At 72.7% G+C, this 15,123-nt stretch carries 12 protein-coding genes; 8 read left to right on the plus strand and 4 right to left on the minus strand.

The genetic code is table 11. From position 1 onward, the window contains the following. Nucleotides 1-23 precede the first annotated feature (23 nt). Nucleotides 24-980, minus strand: a complete 957-nt coding sequence (gene rsmH / locus ACZ7L4_RS15030) for a 16S rRNA (cytosine(1402)-N(4))-methyltransferase RsmH (RefSeq protein ID WP_472102602.1) — start codon at nucleotides 978-980, stop codon at nucleotides 24-26. 444 nt (nucleotides 981-1,424) lie between these two features. On the opposite strand from rsmH, the gene ACZ7L4_RS15035 reads away from it, so the two are divergent. The 4 genes from ACZ7L4_RS15035 (at nucleotide 1,425) to ACZ7L4_RS15050 (ending at nucleotide 7,078) form a co-directional block, all read left to right on the plus strand. Beyond that, on the plus strand, nucleotides 1,425-1,979 hold the full coding sequence (locus ACZ7L4_RS15035; protein WP_472102604.1) for a beta-class carbonic anhydrase: 555 nt from the start codon (nucleotides 1,425-1,427) through the stop codon (nucleotides 1,977-1,979). Between the two features lie 223 nt (nucleotides 1,980-2,202). Then, a complete protein-coding gene (locus tag ACZ7L4_RS15040) occupies nucleotides 2,203-3,246 on the plus strand; it encodes an AAA family ATPase (protein WP_472102606.1) in 1,044 nt (347 codons plus the stop codon). Beyond that, a complete protein-coding gene (locus ACZ7L4_RS15045; protein WP_472102608.1) occupies nucleotides 3,246-4,667 on the plus strand; it encodes a DUF58 domain-containing protein in 1,422 nt (473 codons plus the stop codon). The genes ACZ7L4_RS15040 and ACZ7L4_RS15045 overlap by 1 nt, the downstream gene beginning before the upstream one ends. Then, nucleotides 4,664-7,078, plus strand: a complete 2,415-nt coding sequence (locus ACZ7L4_RS15050; protein ID WP_472102610.1) for a transglutaminase TgpA family protein — start codon at nucleotides 4,664-4,666, stop codon at nucleotides 7,076-7,078. Before ACZ7L4_RS15045 ends, ACZ7L4_RS15050 begins: the two co-directional genes overlap by 4 nt. Nucleotides 7,079-7,189: 111 nt before the next feature. On the opposite strand, the gene ACZ7L4_RS15055 is transcribed toward ACZ7L4_RS15050, so the two are convergent. From ACZ7L4_RS15055 to ACZ7L4_RS15065, 3 genes are all read right to left on the minus strand, one after another. Continuing rightward, nucleotides 7,190-7,612 carry a DUF3040 domain-containing protein gene (locus ACZ7L4_RS15055; protein WP_450813560.1) on the minus strand — a complete coding sequence of 141 codons (423 nt, stop codon included), beginning with the start codon at nucleotides 7,610-7,612 and terminating at the stop codon, nucleotides 7,190-7,192. 285 nt (nucleotides 7,613-7,897) lie between these two features. Further along, nucleotides 7,898-8,701 (minus strand): class I SAM-dependent methyltransferase, encoded by an 804-nt coding sequence (locus ACZ7L4_RS15060; RefSeq protein WP_472102612.1) that lies wholly within the window; start codon nucleotides 8,699-8,701, stop codon nucleotides 7,898-7,900. A gap of 117 nt (nucleotides 8,702-8,818) precedes the next feature. Beyond that, nucleotides 8,819-9,379: an SAV_6107 family HEPN domain-containing protein gene (locus ACZ7L4_RS15065; protein ID WP_472102614.1), complete on the minus strand. Its 561-nt coding sequence runs from the start codon at nucleotides 9,377-9,379 to the stop codon at nucleotides 8,819-8,821. 270 nt (nucleotides 9,380-9,649) lie between these two features. On the opposite strand from ACZ7L4_RS15065, the gene ACZ7L4_RS15070 reads away from it, so the two are divergent. The 4 genes from ACZ7L4_RS15070 to ACZ7L4_RS15085 all read left to right on the plus strand — a co-directional run bounded on the left by ACZ7L4_RS15070 (nucleotide 9,650) and on the right by ACZ7L4_RS15085 (nucleotide 15,120). Beyond that, nucleotides 9,650-10,420 carry an ATP-binding cassette domain-containing protein gene (locus tag ACZ7L4_RS15070; RefSeq protein ID WP_472102616.1) on the plus strand — a complete coding sequence of 257 codons (771 nt, stop codon included), beginning with the start codon at nucleotides 9,650-9,652 and terminating at the stop codon, nucleotides 10,418-10,420. After that, nucleotides 10,392-12,476, plus strand: coding sequence for a YhgE/Pip family protein (locus tag ACZ7L4_RS15075; RefSeq protein ID WP_472102618.1), 2,085 nt, complete (start codon nucleotides 10,392-10,394; stop codon nucleotides 12,474-12,476). Before ACZ7L4_RS15070 ends, ACZ7L4_RS15075 begins: the two co-directional genes overlap by 29 nt. A 35-nt stretch (nucleotides 12,477-12,511) precedes the next feature. Beyond that, nucleotides 12,512-13,138, plus strand: a complete 627-nt coding sequence (locus tag ACZ7L4_RS15080; RefSeq protein WP_399234650.1) for a TetR/AcrR family transcriptional regulator — start codon at nucleotides 12,512-12,514, stop codon at nucleotides 13,136-13,138. A 482-nt stretch (nucleotides 13,139-13,620) separates the two neighbouring features. Then, on the plus strand, nucleotides 13,621-15,120 hold the full coding sequence (locus tag ACZ7L4_RS15085) for a phytoene desaturase family protein (protein ID WP_472102620.1): 1,500 nt from the start codon (nucleotides 13,621-13,623) through the stop codon (nucleotides 15,118-15,120). The last annotated feature ends 3 nt before the right edge of the window (nucleotides 15,121-15,123 follow it).

Raw genomic sequence — 15,123 nt, forward strand, 5'->3', positions numbered from 1 at the left:
CGCGCGCGTACGTCACTCGGCCGTCACCCCTCGACATCCTCGCGGATGCGCTGCGCACCCCGCAGCCGTGCCGGCGCGGCCCTGCGGTTCTCCGCGACCTCTTCCTCCGTGGGGAGTTCGGCGCCGCGTGTGAGCAACTTGAGCCGGGGCTGGTACTGCTCGGGCACGACGGGCAGCCCGGGCGGCGCCGTATTGCTGGCTCCGGCCGCGAACACCTGCTTGACCAGGCGGTCTTCCAGCGAGTGGTACGACAGGACGGCGATCCGGCCGCCGACCGCGAGCGACTTCACGGCGCCCGGGATCGCCCGCTCAAGGACGCTCAGCTCGCCGTTGACCTCGATGCGCAGGGCCTGGAAGGTGCGCTTGGCCGGGTTGCCCCCGGTGCGCTTGGCGGCCTGCGGCAGGGAGTCGCGAATCAGCTCGACGAGCCGGGCGCTGTTGCTGAACGGCTCCTTCTCGCGCTCGCGCACGATGGCCGAAACAATCCGCTTGGCCTGCTTCTCCTCGCCGTACTGGCGCAGGATCCGCACCAGTTCGCCCGGCGGGTACGTGTTGAGCACCTCGGCGGCGCTCATCCCGGTCGTCTGGTCCATGCGCATGTCGAGCGGCGCGTCCTGCGCGTACGCGAAGCCTCGGTCGGCCTCGTCGAGCTGCATGGAGGAGACGCCGAGGTCGAACAGGACGCCCTGCACCTTCGGGATGCCCAACCGGTCGAGGACCTCGGGCAGTTCGTCGTAGACGGCGTGCACGAGGGTGGCCCGGTCGCCGAAGGACGCGAGGCGCTCACCGGAGAGGCGCAGCGCCTCCTTGTCGCGGTCGAGCGCGACGAGGCGGCACGAGGGGAACGTGGAGAGCAGCGCCTCGCTGTGCCCGCCGAGGCCGAGCGTGCAGTCGACGACGACCGCACCCGGCTGGGCGAGCGCCGGAGCCAACACGTCCAAGCAGCGTTGGAGCATGACCGGAACGTGTCGCTGGCTCAAGGGTCCCTCTCAGGTCCGGCGTGGGGGTCGTACGCACTGCCGGGTCCCCGCCCGCTCGTGAAGGGGAAGTGGTCCGTCGGCGCCGGGGAAGTGACGCCGGCCGACCGGAGCGGGAGGAGGCCGAGCCGTACGTACGCGCCGCGCACGCGGGGAGCGTTCCGACAGGTGCCGGGAGGGCAGTGCCGGGATCTCCGTGTTGCATCGTTGCGTGGTTATCTGGGGTCGGCGTCACTTTAGTCCACGGTGCCGCCCGGTCAATCAACCGGTCGACCGAGCGCGCTGCGCGTCGCGGCCGCCGCGCCCCGACATCGTGAACCGGGCGAATTCACCCGAGCGGCCGAGGTCGCGCCCGCTCTGTGGGGTCGCTCACAACAAGGCTCAATGATGTTCTTTGTCCCCCCTCACAGCGGGCCCGGACCAGGCGTGACGGCTACCGTCGTAGTCATGACGACTTCTGCTCACCTCCCCTCTGGAGCCCCCTCCGAAGGCGCCATATCCGCCGACGGCAGCGTGACCGACCGCCTCGTCGACGCGAACGGGCGGTACGCCGCCGCGTTCACCGACCCCGGCATGGACGCCCGCCCCGTGCTGCAGGTCGCCGTGGTCGCCTGCATGGACGCCCGTCTCGACCTGCACGCCGCCCTCGGCCTCGAGCTCGGCGACTGCCACACGATCCGCAACGCGGGCGGCGTGGTCACCGATGACGTGATCCGCTCCCTCACCGTCAGCCAGCGCGCGCTCGGCACCCGCAGCGTGGTCCTCATCCACCACAGCAACTGCGGCCTCGAAGGCCTGACCGAGGACTTCAGGACCGACCTGGAGATGGAGGTCGGGCAGCGTCCCACCTGGGCCGTCGAGGGCTTCCGCAATGTCGACCAGGACGTGCGCCAGTCCATCCAGAAGGTGCGCACCTCCCCGTTCCTGCTGCACACCGACGACGTGCGCGGCTTTGTCTTCGACGTGAAGACGGGCCTGCTGCGGGAGATCGAGCCGGCCTGACGCCCGCCCGATCGCGGTCGGCCTTCCTCTCAAAAGGCTCTAAGCCCTGACATATCGCGGCCAGTTGTCCACAGGCGAGTGACACGAACCGGTAACGCCAACAAGAATGCGTGTGTGACATCCGCACGAGCGGCGAACATCTCGTGCGCGCTGTCCGTGTATCGGGGTGGGCCGGTTCGTGTCTAGCGCGTCGGCCCGGAAAGTACGGGCCGAGGAGGGCCGGGTGACGACCTATGACGATCGAGCGAGCCTTACTGATCTGACCACCACCGTGGAGCGCGTGCGCGGGTCGGTGGAGGGTGTGATCGAGGGCAAGCCGGAGGTCGTGAGGCTCTCGCTGACCGTGCTGCTCGCCGAGGGGCATCTGCTCATCGAGGACGTGCCGGGCGTCGGCAAGACGATGCTGGCGAAGGCGCTCGCGCGGTCCATCGACTGCTCGGTGCGCCGCATCCAGTTCACGCCCGACCTGCTGCCGTCGGACATCACCGGGGTGTCCATCTGGGACCAGCAGCGCCGGGACTTCGAGTTCAAGCCGGGCGCGATCTTCGCGCAGATCGTGATCGGGGACGAGATCAACCGCGCGTCCCCGAAGACGCAGTCCGCGCTCCTGGAGTCCCTGGAGGAGCGCCAGGTCACCATCGACGGCCAGACGTACGAACTGCCCAGCCCCTTCATGGTGGTGGCCACCCAGAACCCGGTCGAGATGGAGGGCACCTACCCGCTGCCCGAGGCCCAGCGCGACCGCTTCATGGCCCGCGTCTCCATCGGCTATCCGAGCCCGGAGGCCGAGCTGCAGATGCTGGACGTGCACGGCGGCGTGAACCCCCTGGACGACCTGCAGCCGGTGGCGCACGCGCACGAGATCGTGAAGCTGATCGACGCGGTGCGCACGGTCCACGTCGCCGACGCCGTGCGGCGCTACGCGGTGGACCTGGTCGCCGCCACGCGCAGCCACCCCGACCTCAGACTCGGCGCGTCCCCGCGCGCGACGCTGCACCTGCTGCGCGCGGCCAAGGCGGCCGCAGCCCTCGCCGGCCGTGACTACGCGCTGCCCGACGACGTGCAGACGCTGGCGGTGGCGGTCCTGGCGCACCGTCTGCTGCCCACCGCGCAGGCCCAGTTGAACCGGCGCACCGCCGAGCAGGTCGTCGTCGACATCCTGCAGCGCACGCCGGTCCCGGCCGCCGAACCCCGCTCCTCGCAGACCTACGACTCGACGACGCCCCCGCTGTACGGTCAGCAGCCGCCCGGTCCGCGGAGGCTGTGATGACACCGGGGGGACAGATCGGGGCCTACGCGCCGGATCCGGGGGGCGGATTCACGGACGGTGGCGCGGGCAAGAACGTGGGCGACAAGAGCGGTCTGCGCACCGCCCTCGCCGGACTCACCACGCGCGGCCGCTCGTTCCTGGCCGCCGGCATCGCGGCGGGCATCTGCGCGTACGTCCTGGGGCAGAGCGATCTGCTCAGGGTCGGCCTGCTGCTCGCGGTCCTTCCCCTGGTGTGCGCGGGTGTCCTGTACCGCACCCGCTACCGGGTCGCGGGCAGCCGCCGCCTCTCCCCCGCGCGCGTACCCGCGGGTTCCGAGGCACGCGTGCACCTGCGCATGGACAACATCTCCCGGCTGCCGACCGGCCTGCTGATGCTCCAGGACCGGGTGCCGTACGTGCTCGGGCCACGGCCCCGGTTCGTCCTCGACCGGGTCGAGGCGGGCGGCCGCCGCGAGGTGTCCTACCGGGTCCGCTCCGACCTGCGCGGCCGCTATCCGCTCGGCCCGCTGCAGCTGCGCCTCACGGACCCCTTCGGCATGTGCGAACTGACCCGGTCCTTCTCGACGTACGACAGCCTGACGGTGATCCCGCGCGTGACGGCGCTGCCTCCCGTACGGCTGACCGGCGAGGCCAAGGGGTACGGGGACGGGCGGCAGCGCTCGCTCGCCCTGGCCGGCGAGGACGACGTGATCCCACGCGGCTACCGGTACGGGGACGATCTGCGGCGCGTGCACTGGCGCTCCACCGCGCGCTACGGCGAGCTGATGGTGCGCCGCGAGGAGCAGCCGCAGCGGGCCCGCTGCACCGTGCTGCTCGACACCCGCGCGCCCGCCTTCCAGGGCGCGGGGCCCGGCTCGGCCTTCGAGTGGGCGGTGTCCGGGACGGCCTCCGCCCTGGTGCACATGCTCGAACGCGGCTTCTCGGTACGGCTGTTGACGGACACGGGCAACGCGGTGCCGGGCGAGGGCACCGACGGCTTCGCGGGCGCAAGCCAGGAGTCGGGCGACGCGGCGGGCCTGATGATGGACACGCTCGCCGTCGTCGACCACTCCGACAGCGGCACGCTCTCCGCCGCGTACGACGTCCTGCGCGGCGGCAACGAAGGGCTTCTGATCGCCTTCTTCGGCGACCTGGACGAGGAGCAGGCCTCCGTCGTCGCCAAGATGCGCCGCCGCAGCGGTGGCGCGCTCGCCTTCCTCCTGGACAGCGGCTCCTGGACCCAGGGTCCCGGGGCGCCGGTCTCGGAGCGCTGCACCGAGCGGCTGCGGATGCTGCAGGAAGCGGGCTGGACCGCGGTGGCCGTGCCGCACGGCGCGTCCCTCGAAGAGCTCTGGCGGCAGGCGGACCGGGAGCGCACGGGGCTCTCCGCTCCGGCCGGTCCCCCGGACGCCCCGAACACCTCAGGGGGTTGGTCATGAGCGGCGGCGCCCGCCTGTCGATCTGCGCCACGCTGGCCACGTTCCTGGCCTCGTGCGCGCTGCTCCCGCTGGTCGACCGGTCCACGTGGCTGATCCAGGCCGCGATCCTGCTGGTGATCCAGGCCGCGGTCGGCGCGCTCTCCCGCAGGGTGCCGCTCGCCCGCCCGCTGACGGTGGCGGCGCAGGCGCTGGTGTCGCTGCTGCTGCTCACCGTCCTCTTCGCCCGTGAGCGGGCGATCGGCGCGTTCCTGCCGGGGCCCGAGGCGTTCCAGCACTTCGGCCTGCTGCTCCAGGCGGGCGGCGAGGACGTGGGCCGGTATGCGATACCGGCGCCGCTGACCGACGGCATCCGGCTGATGCTGGTGGGCGGCGCGGTGGTGATCGGCCTTTTCGTGGACGCCCTCGCGGTGACGTTCCGCAGCGCGGCCCCGGCCGGCCTTCCGCTGCTCGCCCTGTACTCGGTCGCCGCCGGGCTCTCCGAGGGCGGGACCGACTGGCTGTGGTTCCTGCTCGCGGCCGGCGGCTACCTCCTGCTGCTGCTCGCGGAGGGGCGCGACCGGCTCTCCCAGTGGGGCCGGGTGTTCGGCGGTGCCGGGCGGGCGCCCGGCGCGTCCACGCCCGTGCAGGACGGCGCGCGCGGCGCCCTCGCCCCGGTCCGCACCGGCCGCCGCATCGGAGCCGTCGCCCTGGGGCTCGCCCTCGTGGTGCCGCTCGCCCTGCCCGCCCTGGACGGCGGGCTCCTCGGCCCGTCCGGCAGCGGGGTGCGCGGCGGTGCCGGGGGCGGCGGCACGATCTCCGCGGTCAACCCGCTGGTCTCGCTGCAGAACAGCCTGAACCAGCCCGAGGACCGGGAGGTGATGACGTACCGGACGAACGCGGACCAGACGTCCGACATGTATCTGCGGATCGTCGCGCTCGACGAGTTCGACGGCACGACCTGGCGCCCCTCGGTGCGCAGCATCGACGACGTGCCGAACACCCTGCCGGACCCGCCGGGGCTCGGCGCCGACGTGCGCAGGACCCAGGTGCGGACCACGATCTCGGCGGCCGACTGGTACGCGCAGGACTGGCTGCCGATGCCCTATCCGGCGACGCAGGTGGGGATCGACGGGCGCTGGCGCTTCGAGCGGGTGGGCCGGACCCTGGTCGGCGACCACGGGCAGACCACGCGCGGGAAGACGTACACCGTCGACAGCCTGATCGTGCGGCCGACGCCGCAGCAGCTCGCCGACGCGGGAACGCCACCGGGCGGCATGGTCCGCGAGTTCACCAAGGTGCCCGCCTCGCTGCCCGACGTGGTGCGCACGACCGCGCTCAAGGTCACTGAGGGCGCGTCGAACAACTACGAGCGCGCGGTGAAGCTGCAGGACTACTTCGCGGTCAACGGCGGCTTCACGTACAACACGGAGGTCCGGGCCGGCAGTGGTTCCGCCGCGATAGCCCGGTTCCTGAAGCAGAAGGAGGGCTTCTGCGTCCACTTCTCCTTCTCGATGGCCGCCATGGCGCGCACGCTGGGCATTCCGGCCCGGGTCGCGGTCGGCTTCACGCCGGGCGTGCCCGCGGGCGAGGGGAAGTACTCGGTGGGCCTGCGCGACGCGCACGCCTGGCCCGAGCTGTACTTCGAGGGCGTCGGCTGGACCCGCTTCGAGCCCACGCCGAACCGCGGCACGGCCCCCGACTACACGGTGGCGGAGGACCCCGAGGGCAACCCCAGCAACCCGGCGGCGCCCAGCGAGTCCGCCTCCGCCGCGCCCACGGCCCCGGAGCCCTCGTCGTCCGAGAGCTGCTCGCTGGCCCAGCGCAAGGAGGGGAGCTGCGGCAACACCGCCCCCGCGGTCGTGGGCGGCACACCGGACGACGGGCCGCCGTTCGGCACGATCGCCGCGGTGTCCCTGGTCGCGCTGCTGGTCGTCGTGGTGCCGCTGCTGCCGATGCTGTGGCGCAGAAGGGTCCGGGCCGTCCGGCTCGGCTCCGCGGGCCGCACGGACGCCGACGCGGCCGATCGCACCCTGGCCGCCTGGCGCGAGGTCACGGACACGGCGTGGGACCACGGCATCGGTCCCGACGACTCGCTGACCCCGCGGACGGCGGCCGCCCGCATCGTCCGGATCGGCGAACTCGACCCCGAGGCGGCCGACAGCGTGCACCGGGTGGCCGCGGCGGTGGAGCAGGTCCTGTACGCGCCGCGGCCCCGGCCCACGTCGGGTCTGGGCGAGGACGTGCGCCGGCTGCACGACGATCTGCACGCGAAATCGAGCCGGTCGACGCGGTTGCGTGCGACGTTCGCACCCCGCTCGGCCGTCCGGGTGGTGTGGGCGGCGGCGCGGCGCTGGGAGTCGTTCACGCTGAGCGTGCGCGGCCGGTTCACGCGGGCGAACCGGACGACTCGGCCCACCCGCCAGGAAGGCTGAACCGGCCGGTTACGCAGAAAGGGTGACCGCGCGACGCGGTCACCCTTTGTGCATGTCCTGATGTGGGCGCAGATCCTGCCGGGGCAGGCGGCTCACCGGCTGGGCTGCTGCTCAGCGGCCGCCCTGCTCGTCCCTGCGACGCTGCCAGCGCTGCTCGATGCGGTCCATCATGGAGCGCTTCTGCTTGCCCTGCCGTCGGGTCGGCGGCGCGCCCGCGCCCGGCACGGCTCCGGCCGCTCCGGCCGCCTGCTGCTCCCCTGGTTTCGGGGCCTTGCGCCAGCCGGTGACGGCGAGCACCGCACATCCCAGCATGACGAGGAATCCCACCACGCTGATCCAGATCTGCTGCGCGACCATTCCTGCCATGAGGAGCGCGATACCCACCAGGAAGCCCACGACTGCCTGGTAGACCCGACGTCGGGTGTATGTACGCAGCCCGCTTCCCTCAAGCGCTGTCGCGAACTTGGGATCTTCGGCGTACAGCGCTCGCTCCATCTGCTCGAGCATGCGCTGCTCGTGCTCCGAGAGCGGCACGGAGTCCTCCTCATCGTGCAGTCGCCGGGGCGACCGGGGGTCCCCTTCAGGATAGGCAGGGAATCGCCCCCGTGAAACCCGCCCCTCTACGCCAACATTCGCCATTGCCGACCGCGACACGGCGCCCCGGCTCACAGGGCGACATGCCCCAGCGGCCGACCCGTCATGCCGGACGGTCTCCTCAGATCATACGGCGCCGAGCCTCCGATCGGGGGGCCTGTGGCGTACTCCATCAAACGCTGCGCCGCTGATCAGCGAGCAACTCCCGGGCGTGGACCGGCGCGGTCAGCCCTCTTCGGCCACTCGCTTCTCACCGAGCACGTGCAGCTGCGTGGCCACTGCATGGAAGGCGGGCAGCTCCGCCGCGGCCGCTTCGAGCTTGAGCAACTCCTGCTGCGCGCTCGGTTCGGTGTCCACGAGGACGCCGGGGACGAGGTCCGCGAAGACCCGCACACCGTGCACCGAGCCGACGTCCACTCCGGCCCCGCCGAGGAGCTCCGTGAGCTGCTCGGCCGTGAAGCGGCGCGGCACCGGGTCGCCCTCGCCCCAGCGGCCCGCCGGGTCGTCGAGCGCCTGCCTGGCCTCCTTGAAGTGCCCGGCGAGGGCCCGCGCGATGACGGCGCCGCCGAGGCCCGCGGCGAGCAGGCTGAGCACGCCGCCGGAGCGCAGCGCGCCCACGGCGTTGCGCACGCCCTCCGCCGGCTCCTCCACGTACTCGAGGACGCCGTGGCACAGGACCGCGTCGTACCCGTCGCGCTCGACGACGTCGAAGAGGCCCGAGACATCGCCCTGGACGCCGCGCACACGGTCCTCGACGCCGGCTTCCGCGGCCCTGCGCTCCAGGGCGAACAGCGCGTTCGGGCTCGGGTCGACGACGGTGACGCGGTGGCCGAGCTGGGCGACCGGCACCGCGAAGTTGCCGCTGCCGCCCCCGGTGTCGAGGACGTCGAGGATCTCGGTCCCGGCCGACTTGGCCCGCCGGTCGAGGGCGTCCTTGAGGACGTCCCAGACCACCGCGGTACGGAGGGAGGCGCGGGGCCGCGAGGAGTCGGAGCGCGGTGACGTGGTTCGCGGGTGGTGATCCGACACGGCAGGTGACTCCTCGGGGCGGCTCCGACCGGCGGCGGAGCATGTACTGGTTCGGGCGCCTCCACCCTAATGGGCGCCGCCCGGCGCCCACGCCATCCGTGCGCACGGCACCGCCCGCTATCCGGCGTCCTGCACCCTCCCCGGGCTCGCGCGCTCGTCCCCCTCCTGGCGGGGCTGGGGCAGCACCGGCTGCAGCACGAGCGCGCGCTCGACGAGGCGCAGGAACATCGCCACGTCGCGCAGCAGGTCGTCGGCGTCGCGGGCGGTGGCCGCGTCGCGGATGCCGGCCTCCGCGCGGGCCCGCTTGGTGGCGCCGGAGGCGAACAGGGCGCTCCACTCCGCCAGTTCGGGTGCTATCTCGGGGAGCACCTCCCACGCGCTGCGTATCCTGGCGCGCCGCCGCGGCGTGGACTCGGGCCTGCCGCGGGCCGCGAGCACGGCGGCGGCGGTGCGCAGCGCGGCGAGATGGGCCGTGGCGTACCGCTCGTTGGCCGTCTCGAGCACGGACGCCTCGTCGAGTCCGGCGCGGGCCTGGGCGAGCAGGTCGAGGGCGGCGGGCGGGGCGCCGGCCCGGCGGAGCACCGGGTGGATGTCGCTCGCCGGTCCGGTGGGTGAGGGGGCAGGGCGGGTGGCGCCGCGGCGGGTGGCAGCTGTGGTGGGTGCCTTGTGTCCAGCCATGACGAACCTCCTGTCGTCTGTGTGACGGCACTGTGGCCGTATGTGCCCATCGTGGGGTACGCCACTGACAATCGGCCCTGACCAGGCATTTTGCTTCGATCGGAAGTTCGGGCTAGCTTTTGCACTGACCAGTCAGTTCAAAGAAGTGCCCAGGGGGGACCCATGGACGGCCCGGCGAGCGGGGCGACGAACGCGGCTCACGCAGACAGTTCGGCCAGCTCGGCCAGTGCGGCCGGCGCGGACGAGCACGGGGCGGCGGCAGGAGCCTCGGTGGCCGCCACCGGGTTCGGCCTCAAGGGACCGCGGGGCTGGGCCTTCCGCGGGATCGACGTCGACGCCGCGGCGGGCTCGCTCGTCGCCGTCGAGGGCCCCTCCGGCAGCGGGCGCACCTGCCTGCTGCTCGCGCTGACCGGGCGCATGAAGCCGAGCGAGGGCACGGCGCGGGTCGGCGGGATGCGGCTGCCGAAGCAGCTGACCGCCGTACGCAGGATGAGCGCGCTCGCGCACGTGCCCGGCGTCACCGAGCTCGACCCCGCCCTGACCGTGGCGGAGCACCTGCGGGAACAGGCGCTGCTGCAGCGGAGGTTCGACGGCACGCTGCGCGGGCTGCTGCGCACGCCCGCCGAGCGGCGGGCCGAGGCGAGCCTGCGCATCGATGCCGCGCTCGCCGCCGCGGGGCTCGACACCGAGACGCTGCCGAAGGGCTCCCGCACGTCCGTGCGCGACCTGGAGCGCCTCGAAGCGCTGCGCCTTTCCCTGGCGCTCGCGCTCATCGGCCGCCCGCGCCTGATCGGCGTCGACGACACCGACCTGAAGCTCGCGGACTCCGAACGGGCCGAGATCTGGACCCAGCTGCGGGCCGTGGCCGACGCGGGCACGACGGTCGTCGCCGTGTGCAGCGAGGCCCCCGAAGGGGCGGTCGTCGTATCGACCGCCCCGGTGAACACCACGAACGACACCGCTGAAGACACCACGGACGAATCCGCGGACGACACCGTGAAGGAGACGGCCGATGCGCTCGCCGAAGCTCGCCGCGCTTGAACTCAGGCGCTTCGGCAGGGGGAAGCTGCCGCGTGCCGCACTCGTCGCGCTCCTGCTGCTGCCGCTGCTCTACGGGGCGCTGTACCTGTGGTCGTTCTGGGACCCGTACGGGAAGCTCGACAAGATTCCCGTCGCGCTCGTCAACGACGACAAGGGCGCGTCGGCCGCGGGAAAGAAGATCAGCGCGGGCGACGACATCACCAAGGGCCTGTACGACAGCGACACCTTCCAGTGGCACGAGGTCAGCTCCGCGCAGGCCAAGAAGGGCGTGGAGGACGGCACGTACTACCTGTCGCTGACCATGCCGGAGGACTTCAGCCAGCGCATCGCGTCGAGCTCCGGGGACTCCCCCGAGACCGGCGCACTCCAGGTGCGCACGAACGACGCGAACAACTACATCGTCGGGCAGATCTCCCGGACGGTCTTCTCCGAGGTGCGCTCCGCGGCCTCCACCAACGCCTCGCGCTCGTTCCTCGACAAGATCTTCGTGTCCTTCTCGGACATCCACGACGCGACGAAGAAGGCGGCCAAGGGCGCGGACCAGCTCGAGGGCGGCATCGGCAAGGCCAAGAAGGGCTCGAAGGACCTGGCCGACGGCCTGAAGGACGCCAAGAAGGGCAGCGGCGACCTGGAGAGCGGCCTGACGAAGCTCACCACCGGAGCCGGTGACCTGGAGTCGGGGTCCCGACAGGTCTCCGACGGCACGCAGTTGTTCGCCGACAAGGTGAACGGCGCCGCCGACCAGGTGCGCCCCTTCCTGAAGGGCAACAAGAAGGCGATCGCCGACACGGCACGCCTGGTGGCCGACTCCGCGCAGGGCGTGCGGCACAACCTGGACACCCTGGTGAAGATCGCCCCCACCGCGCGCACGGGCGCGCACGCGGGGTCCGACGCTCTGGACGCCGTCTACGAAAGGCGCTGCGAGAAGGCGGTCATCGACGACCCGGCCTGCCCCGACCTGAAGAAGGCGAAGACGGCGGCGAACGACGTCGCCACGATCTCCGACGACCTGAACACGCTCATCCAGGACGAGCACGGCAACCTGGGCCAGATGGACAGCCACTTGGCGATGCTCCAGGAGCAGTCCGAGAACCTGGCCAGGAAGGCCCCGACGCTCGACCAGGACGTCGAGAGCGCGGTCGCCCAGATCAACAAGCTCAACGACGGGGCGGGACAGGTCGCCGCGGGCGCCAAGAAGCTGCACACCGGGCTCGGCACGGCTCACACCGGTTCGACGGAACTCGACGCCGGGGTCGGCCGGTTGACGACCGGCGCGGACGATCTGAACGGCGGCATGTTCCAGCTGGCCGACGGCTCGGGCGAGCTCGCGGGCGGACTGCACGACGGCGTGCAGAAGATCCCCGACTACGACAAGAAGGACCGCGATCAGCGCACCGGCGTGATGGCCGACCCCGTCAAGCTGGCCTCCCAGTCGCTGCACAAGGCGCCCAACTACGGGACGGGCTTCGCCCCGTACTTCATTCCGCTCTCCCTGTGGGTGGGCGCGATGGTCGCCTACATGCTGATCCAGCCGATGAACCGGCGGGCCCTCGCGGCCGGCGCCTCGTCCTGGCGGGTGGCGTTCGCGGGCTGGCTGCCCGTGGCCGCGCTCGGCTGCCTCCAGGTGGCGGCCCTGATGTCCGTACTGCACTGGGCGCTCGGCCTGGAGATGCTGCACGCGGCGGGCACGGTCGGCTTCCTGGGCCTCGTCACGGCGTGCTTCGCGGCGATCGTGCAGTGGCTGAACGCGCGCTTCGGAGCGGCGGGCCGCATCCTCGTGCTCGCCTTCCTGATGCTGCAGCTGACGTCGGCGGGCGGCACCTATCCCGTGCAGACGAGCCCCGGATTCTTCAACGCGCTGCACCCGTTCCTGCCGATGAGCTACGTCGTGGAGGCCCTGCGGCGGCTGATCTCCGGCGGTGACCTCGGACCGGTGTGGCAGGCGTGCGTGGTGCTCACGGCGTTCACTGCGGGCGCGCTCGCCCTCACCGCGTGGACGGCCCGGCGCAAGCAGGTGTGGACGCTCGACCGGCTGCACCCGGAGCTGAGCCTGTGAGCGCGCCCACCGCCGCTCCTGTGAGAATCAGGGGCATGGAAAGCAGCACACGGCGTCAGGCCACGCGGCAGAAGCTCTACGAGGCCGCGGTCACGCTCATCGCGGAGCAGGGCTTCTCGGCCACGACGGTCGACGAGATCGCCGAGCGGGCCGGGGTCGCGAAGGGCACGGTCTACTACAACTTCGCCAGCAAGTCGGTCCTCTTCGAGGAGCTGCTGCGGCACGGCGTCGGGCTCCTCACCGCCTCCCTCCGGGAGGCGGCACGGAAGGCGGACGAGAACGGCGGCAGCAAGGTCGACGCCCTGGACGCGATGATCCGTGCGGGCCTCGTGTTCATCGACGAGTACCCGGCCTTCACGCAGCTGTACGTGGCCGAGCTGTGGCGCACCAACCGTGCCTGGCAGTCCACGCTCGCCGTGGTCCGCCAGGAGGCGGTGGCCGTCGTCGAGGGCGTCCTGCGGGCCGCGGTGGACGGCGGCGAGCTGAGCGAGGAGATCGATGTGCCGCTCACGGCGGCGGCCCTCGTGGGCATGGTTCTCGTGGCCGCCCTGGACTGGCAGGCGTTCCAGCCCGAGCGCTCGCTCGACGATGTGCACGGCGCGCTGTCGCTGCTGCTCCAGGGGCGTGTGGGCGGCGGGCAGCCGCTGACGGGCAAGGCCTGAGGGGCGCGCGGCGCCGGCACAAAAGCGAGCCCGGCACAAAGGGGGCCCGGCACAAATGAAGCGCCGGTCCGGCAGGGCCTGTGGTCGTTCTCAGGCCTCACCGGACCGGCGCATCCCCCGTGGATCCCCCGTTTCCCCCGTTGGATCCCCCGTTCTCCCCCCGTTGGACCCCCGTTCGGTCTCCCCCAGGGTCCCCCGTCCTCACTCCCGCCCTTGCGGGCGAGAGGAGCGGCAAGAGGCACTCGATCCGTTCCGCCGCCCCGTGTCGGCGGTGCCGTTCCCGTGCCTCTCTCCGTGCCCACCACTCTCCCGTCTGCGCAGGTCGGCCCCCATCCGCGTACCTACTCATCTCCCCGACTAGGTACGGATACTCAGGCGTGCGTGCTCAGGCCCAGCCGGACTCCGTGCCTGCACTCAGCGGCCCGCTGGGCCGGTACGACCTGACGGCGGCGTTGTCAGTGGTGGCGGATAAGGTCCCTGGCATGGCACGAATTGCGGTGATCGGCGCGGGGATGGGCGCCATGGCGGCCGCCGCTCGGCTGGCCGTCGCAGGCCACCGACCGGTGGTCTTCGAGCGCGCGTCGACGTACGGCGGCGCGCTGGGCCTCCTGGAGCGCGACGGCTTCGCGTTCGACACTGGCCCGGGGCTGCTCCATCTGCCCGCGGTCCCCCGGGACTTGTTCATCAAGACCGGCAAGGAGCCGCTGGAGGACCTCGTCGGCCTCACCCAGATCGAGCCCGCCGTGCGGCACGTCTTCGCGGACGGCACGACGACCGACCTGCCGAACGCACGGCGTGGGGGCGTCGCCGAGGCGCTGGACGCGGCGGTCGGCTCCGGCGCGGGCGGGCGCTGGTCGGCGTTCATGGGCCGCGCCAGGGAGGCCTGGGACCGCTCGCGGCGCCCCCTGCTCGAAGAGCCGCTGTGGCCGAACTGGCAGGTGCTGGCCGACCGCGAGCCGTACCCCGCGGTCGTGCACAAGCGGGTCCTGCGCAAGGACCGCGCGGCGGCGACGCTCGCCGAGATCGGCGCGCTCGAACTGGGCGGGGAGCCGCGCCTGGTGGCGCTCCTCGAGCAGTACGCGCTGGCGTACGGGCTCGATCCGCGCACGGCACCGGCGAGCGCGGCCGTGCTCCCGTACATGGAGCAGACCTTCGGGACGTGGGCCGTGGCCGGCGGGATGCGGGCGCTCGCGGACGCCGTGCACGCGCGCTGCCTGAAGCGGAAGGTCGAGTTCAGATTCGGCTCGGCCGTCACCCGGATCGTGGAGAAGGACGGGCGCGCGGCCGGTGTGGAGCTGGCCGACGGCACGGTGGAGGACGCCGAGTTCGTCGTGGCGGGCGTCGCTCCGGGCGTCCTGAGCGGGCTGCTTCCGGGGCGGCCCGTGCGCACCGAGGGCCCGGCCCACCAGCGCGAGTCGTCCTGGCCCAGCCGGCTGACCGTGCACCTCGCGCTGCGCGGGGCCCGGCCGGAAGGCACCCCGCACCGCACGGTCGTGCACGCGGCGGACCGGGACGCCGAGTTGGCCTGGCTCTTCGAAGGCGACGCTGCGCCCGGGAGGCCGACGGTGGCGGTGCTGCGCACCGGGGACCCGGCGGGGGTGCCCGACGCCGAGCACGAGGCGATCACCCTCACGGTCACCGTTCCGGCCCACGCGCGCGTGGGCGAGGCCGATGTGGAGCGGGTCCTCGCGGCGGCCGAGCGTGCGGTGCCCGAGCTGCGCGAGCGGCTGCTGTGGCACGAGGTCCGCACCCCTCAGGACATCGCCAAGGCCACCGGGGCCGAGGGCGGCGCCGTGCCCGGACCCGCGCTCGCGGCGGCGCGCGGCGAGCTGCTGCACGCGCCGAACACGACGGCGCTGCCCGGCCTGACGACGGTAGGCGGCTGGTCCCACCCCGGCGGCGGGCTGCCGCACGCGGGCATGTCCGGCGCGCTGGTGGCGGGCCTGATCGTGGAGGGCCCGGACTTCCGCGGCTCGCAGTGAGCG

The sequence above is a fragment of the Streptomyces sp. NPDC107575 genome, assembly GCF_055657265.1.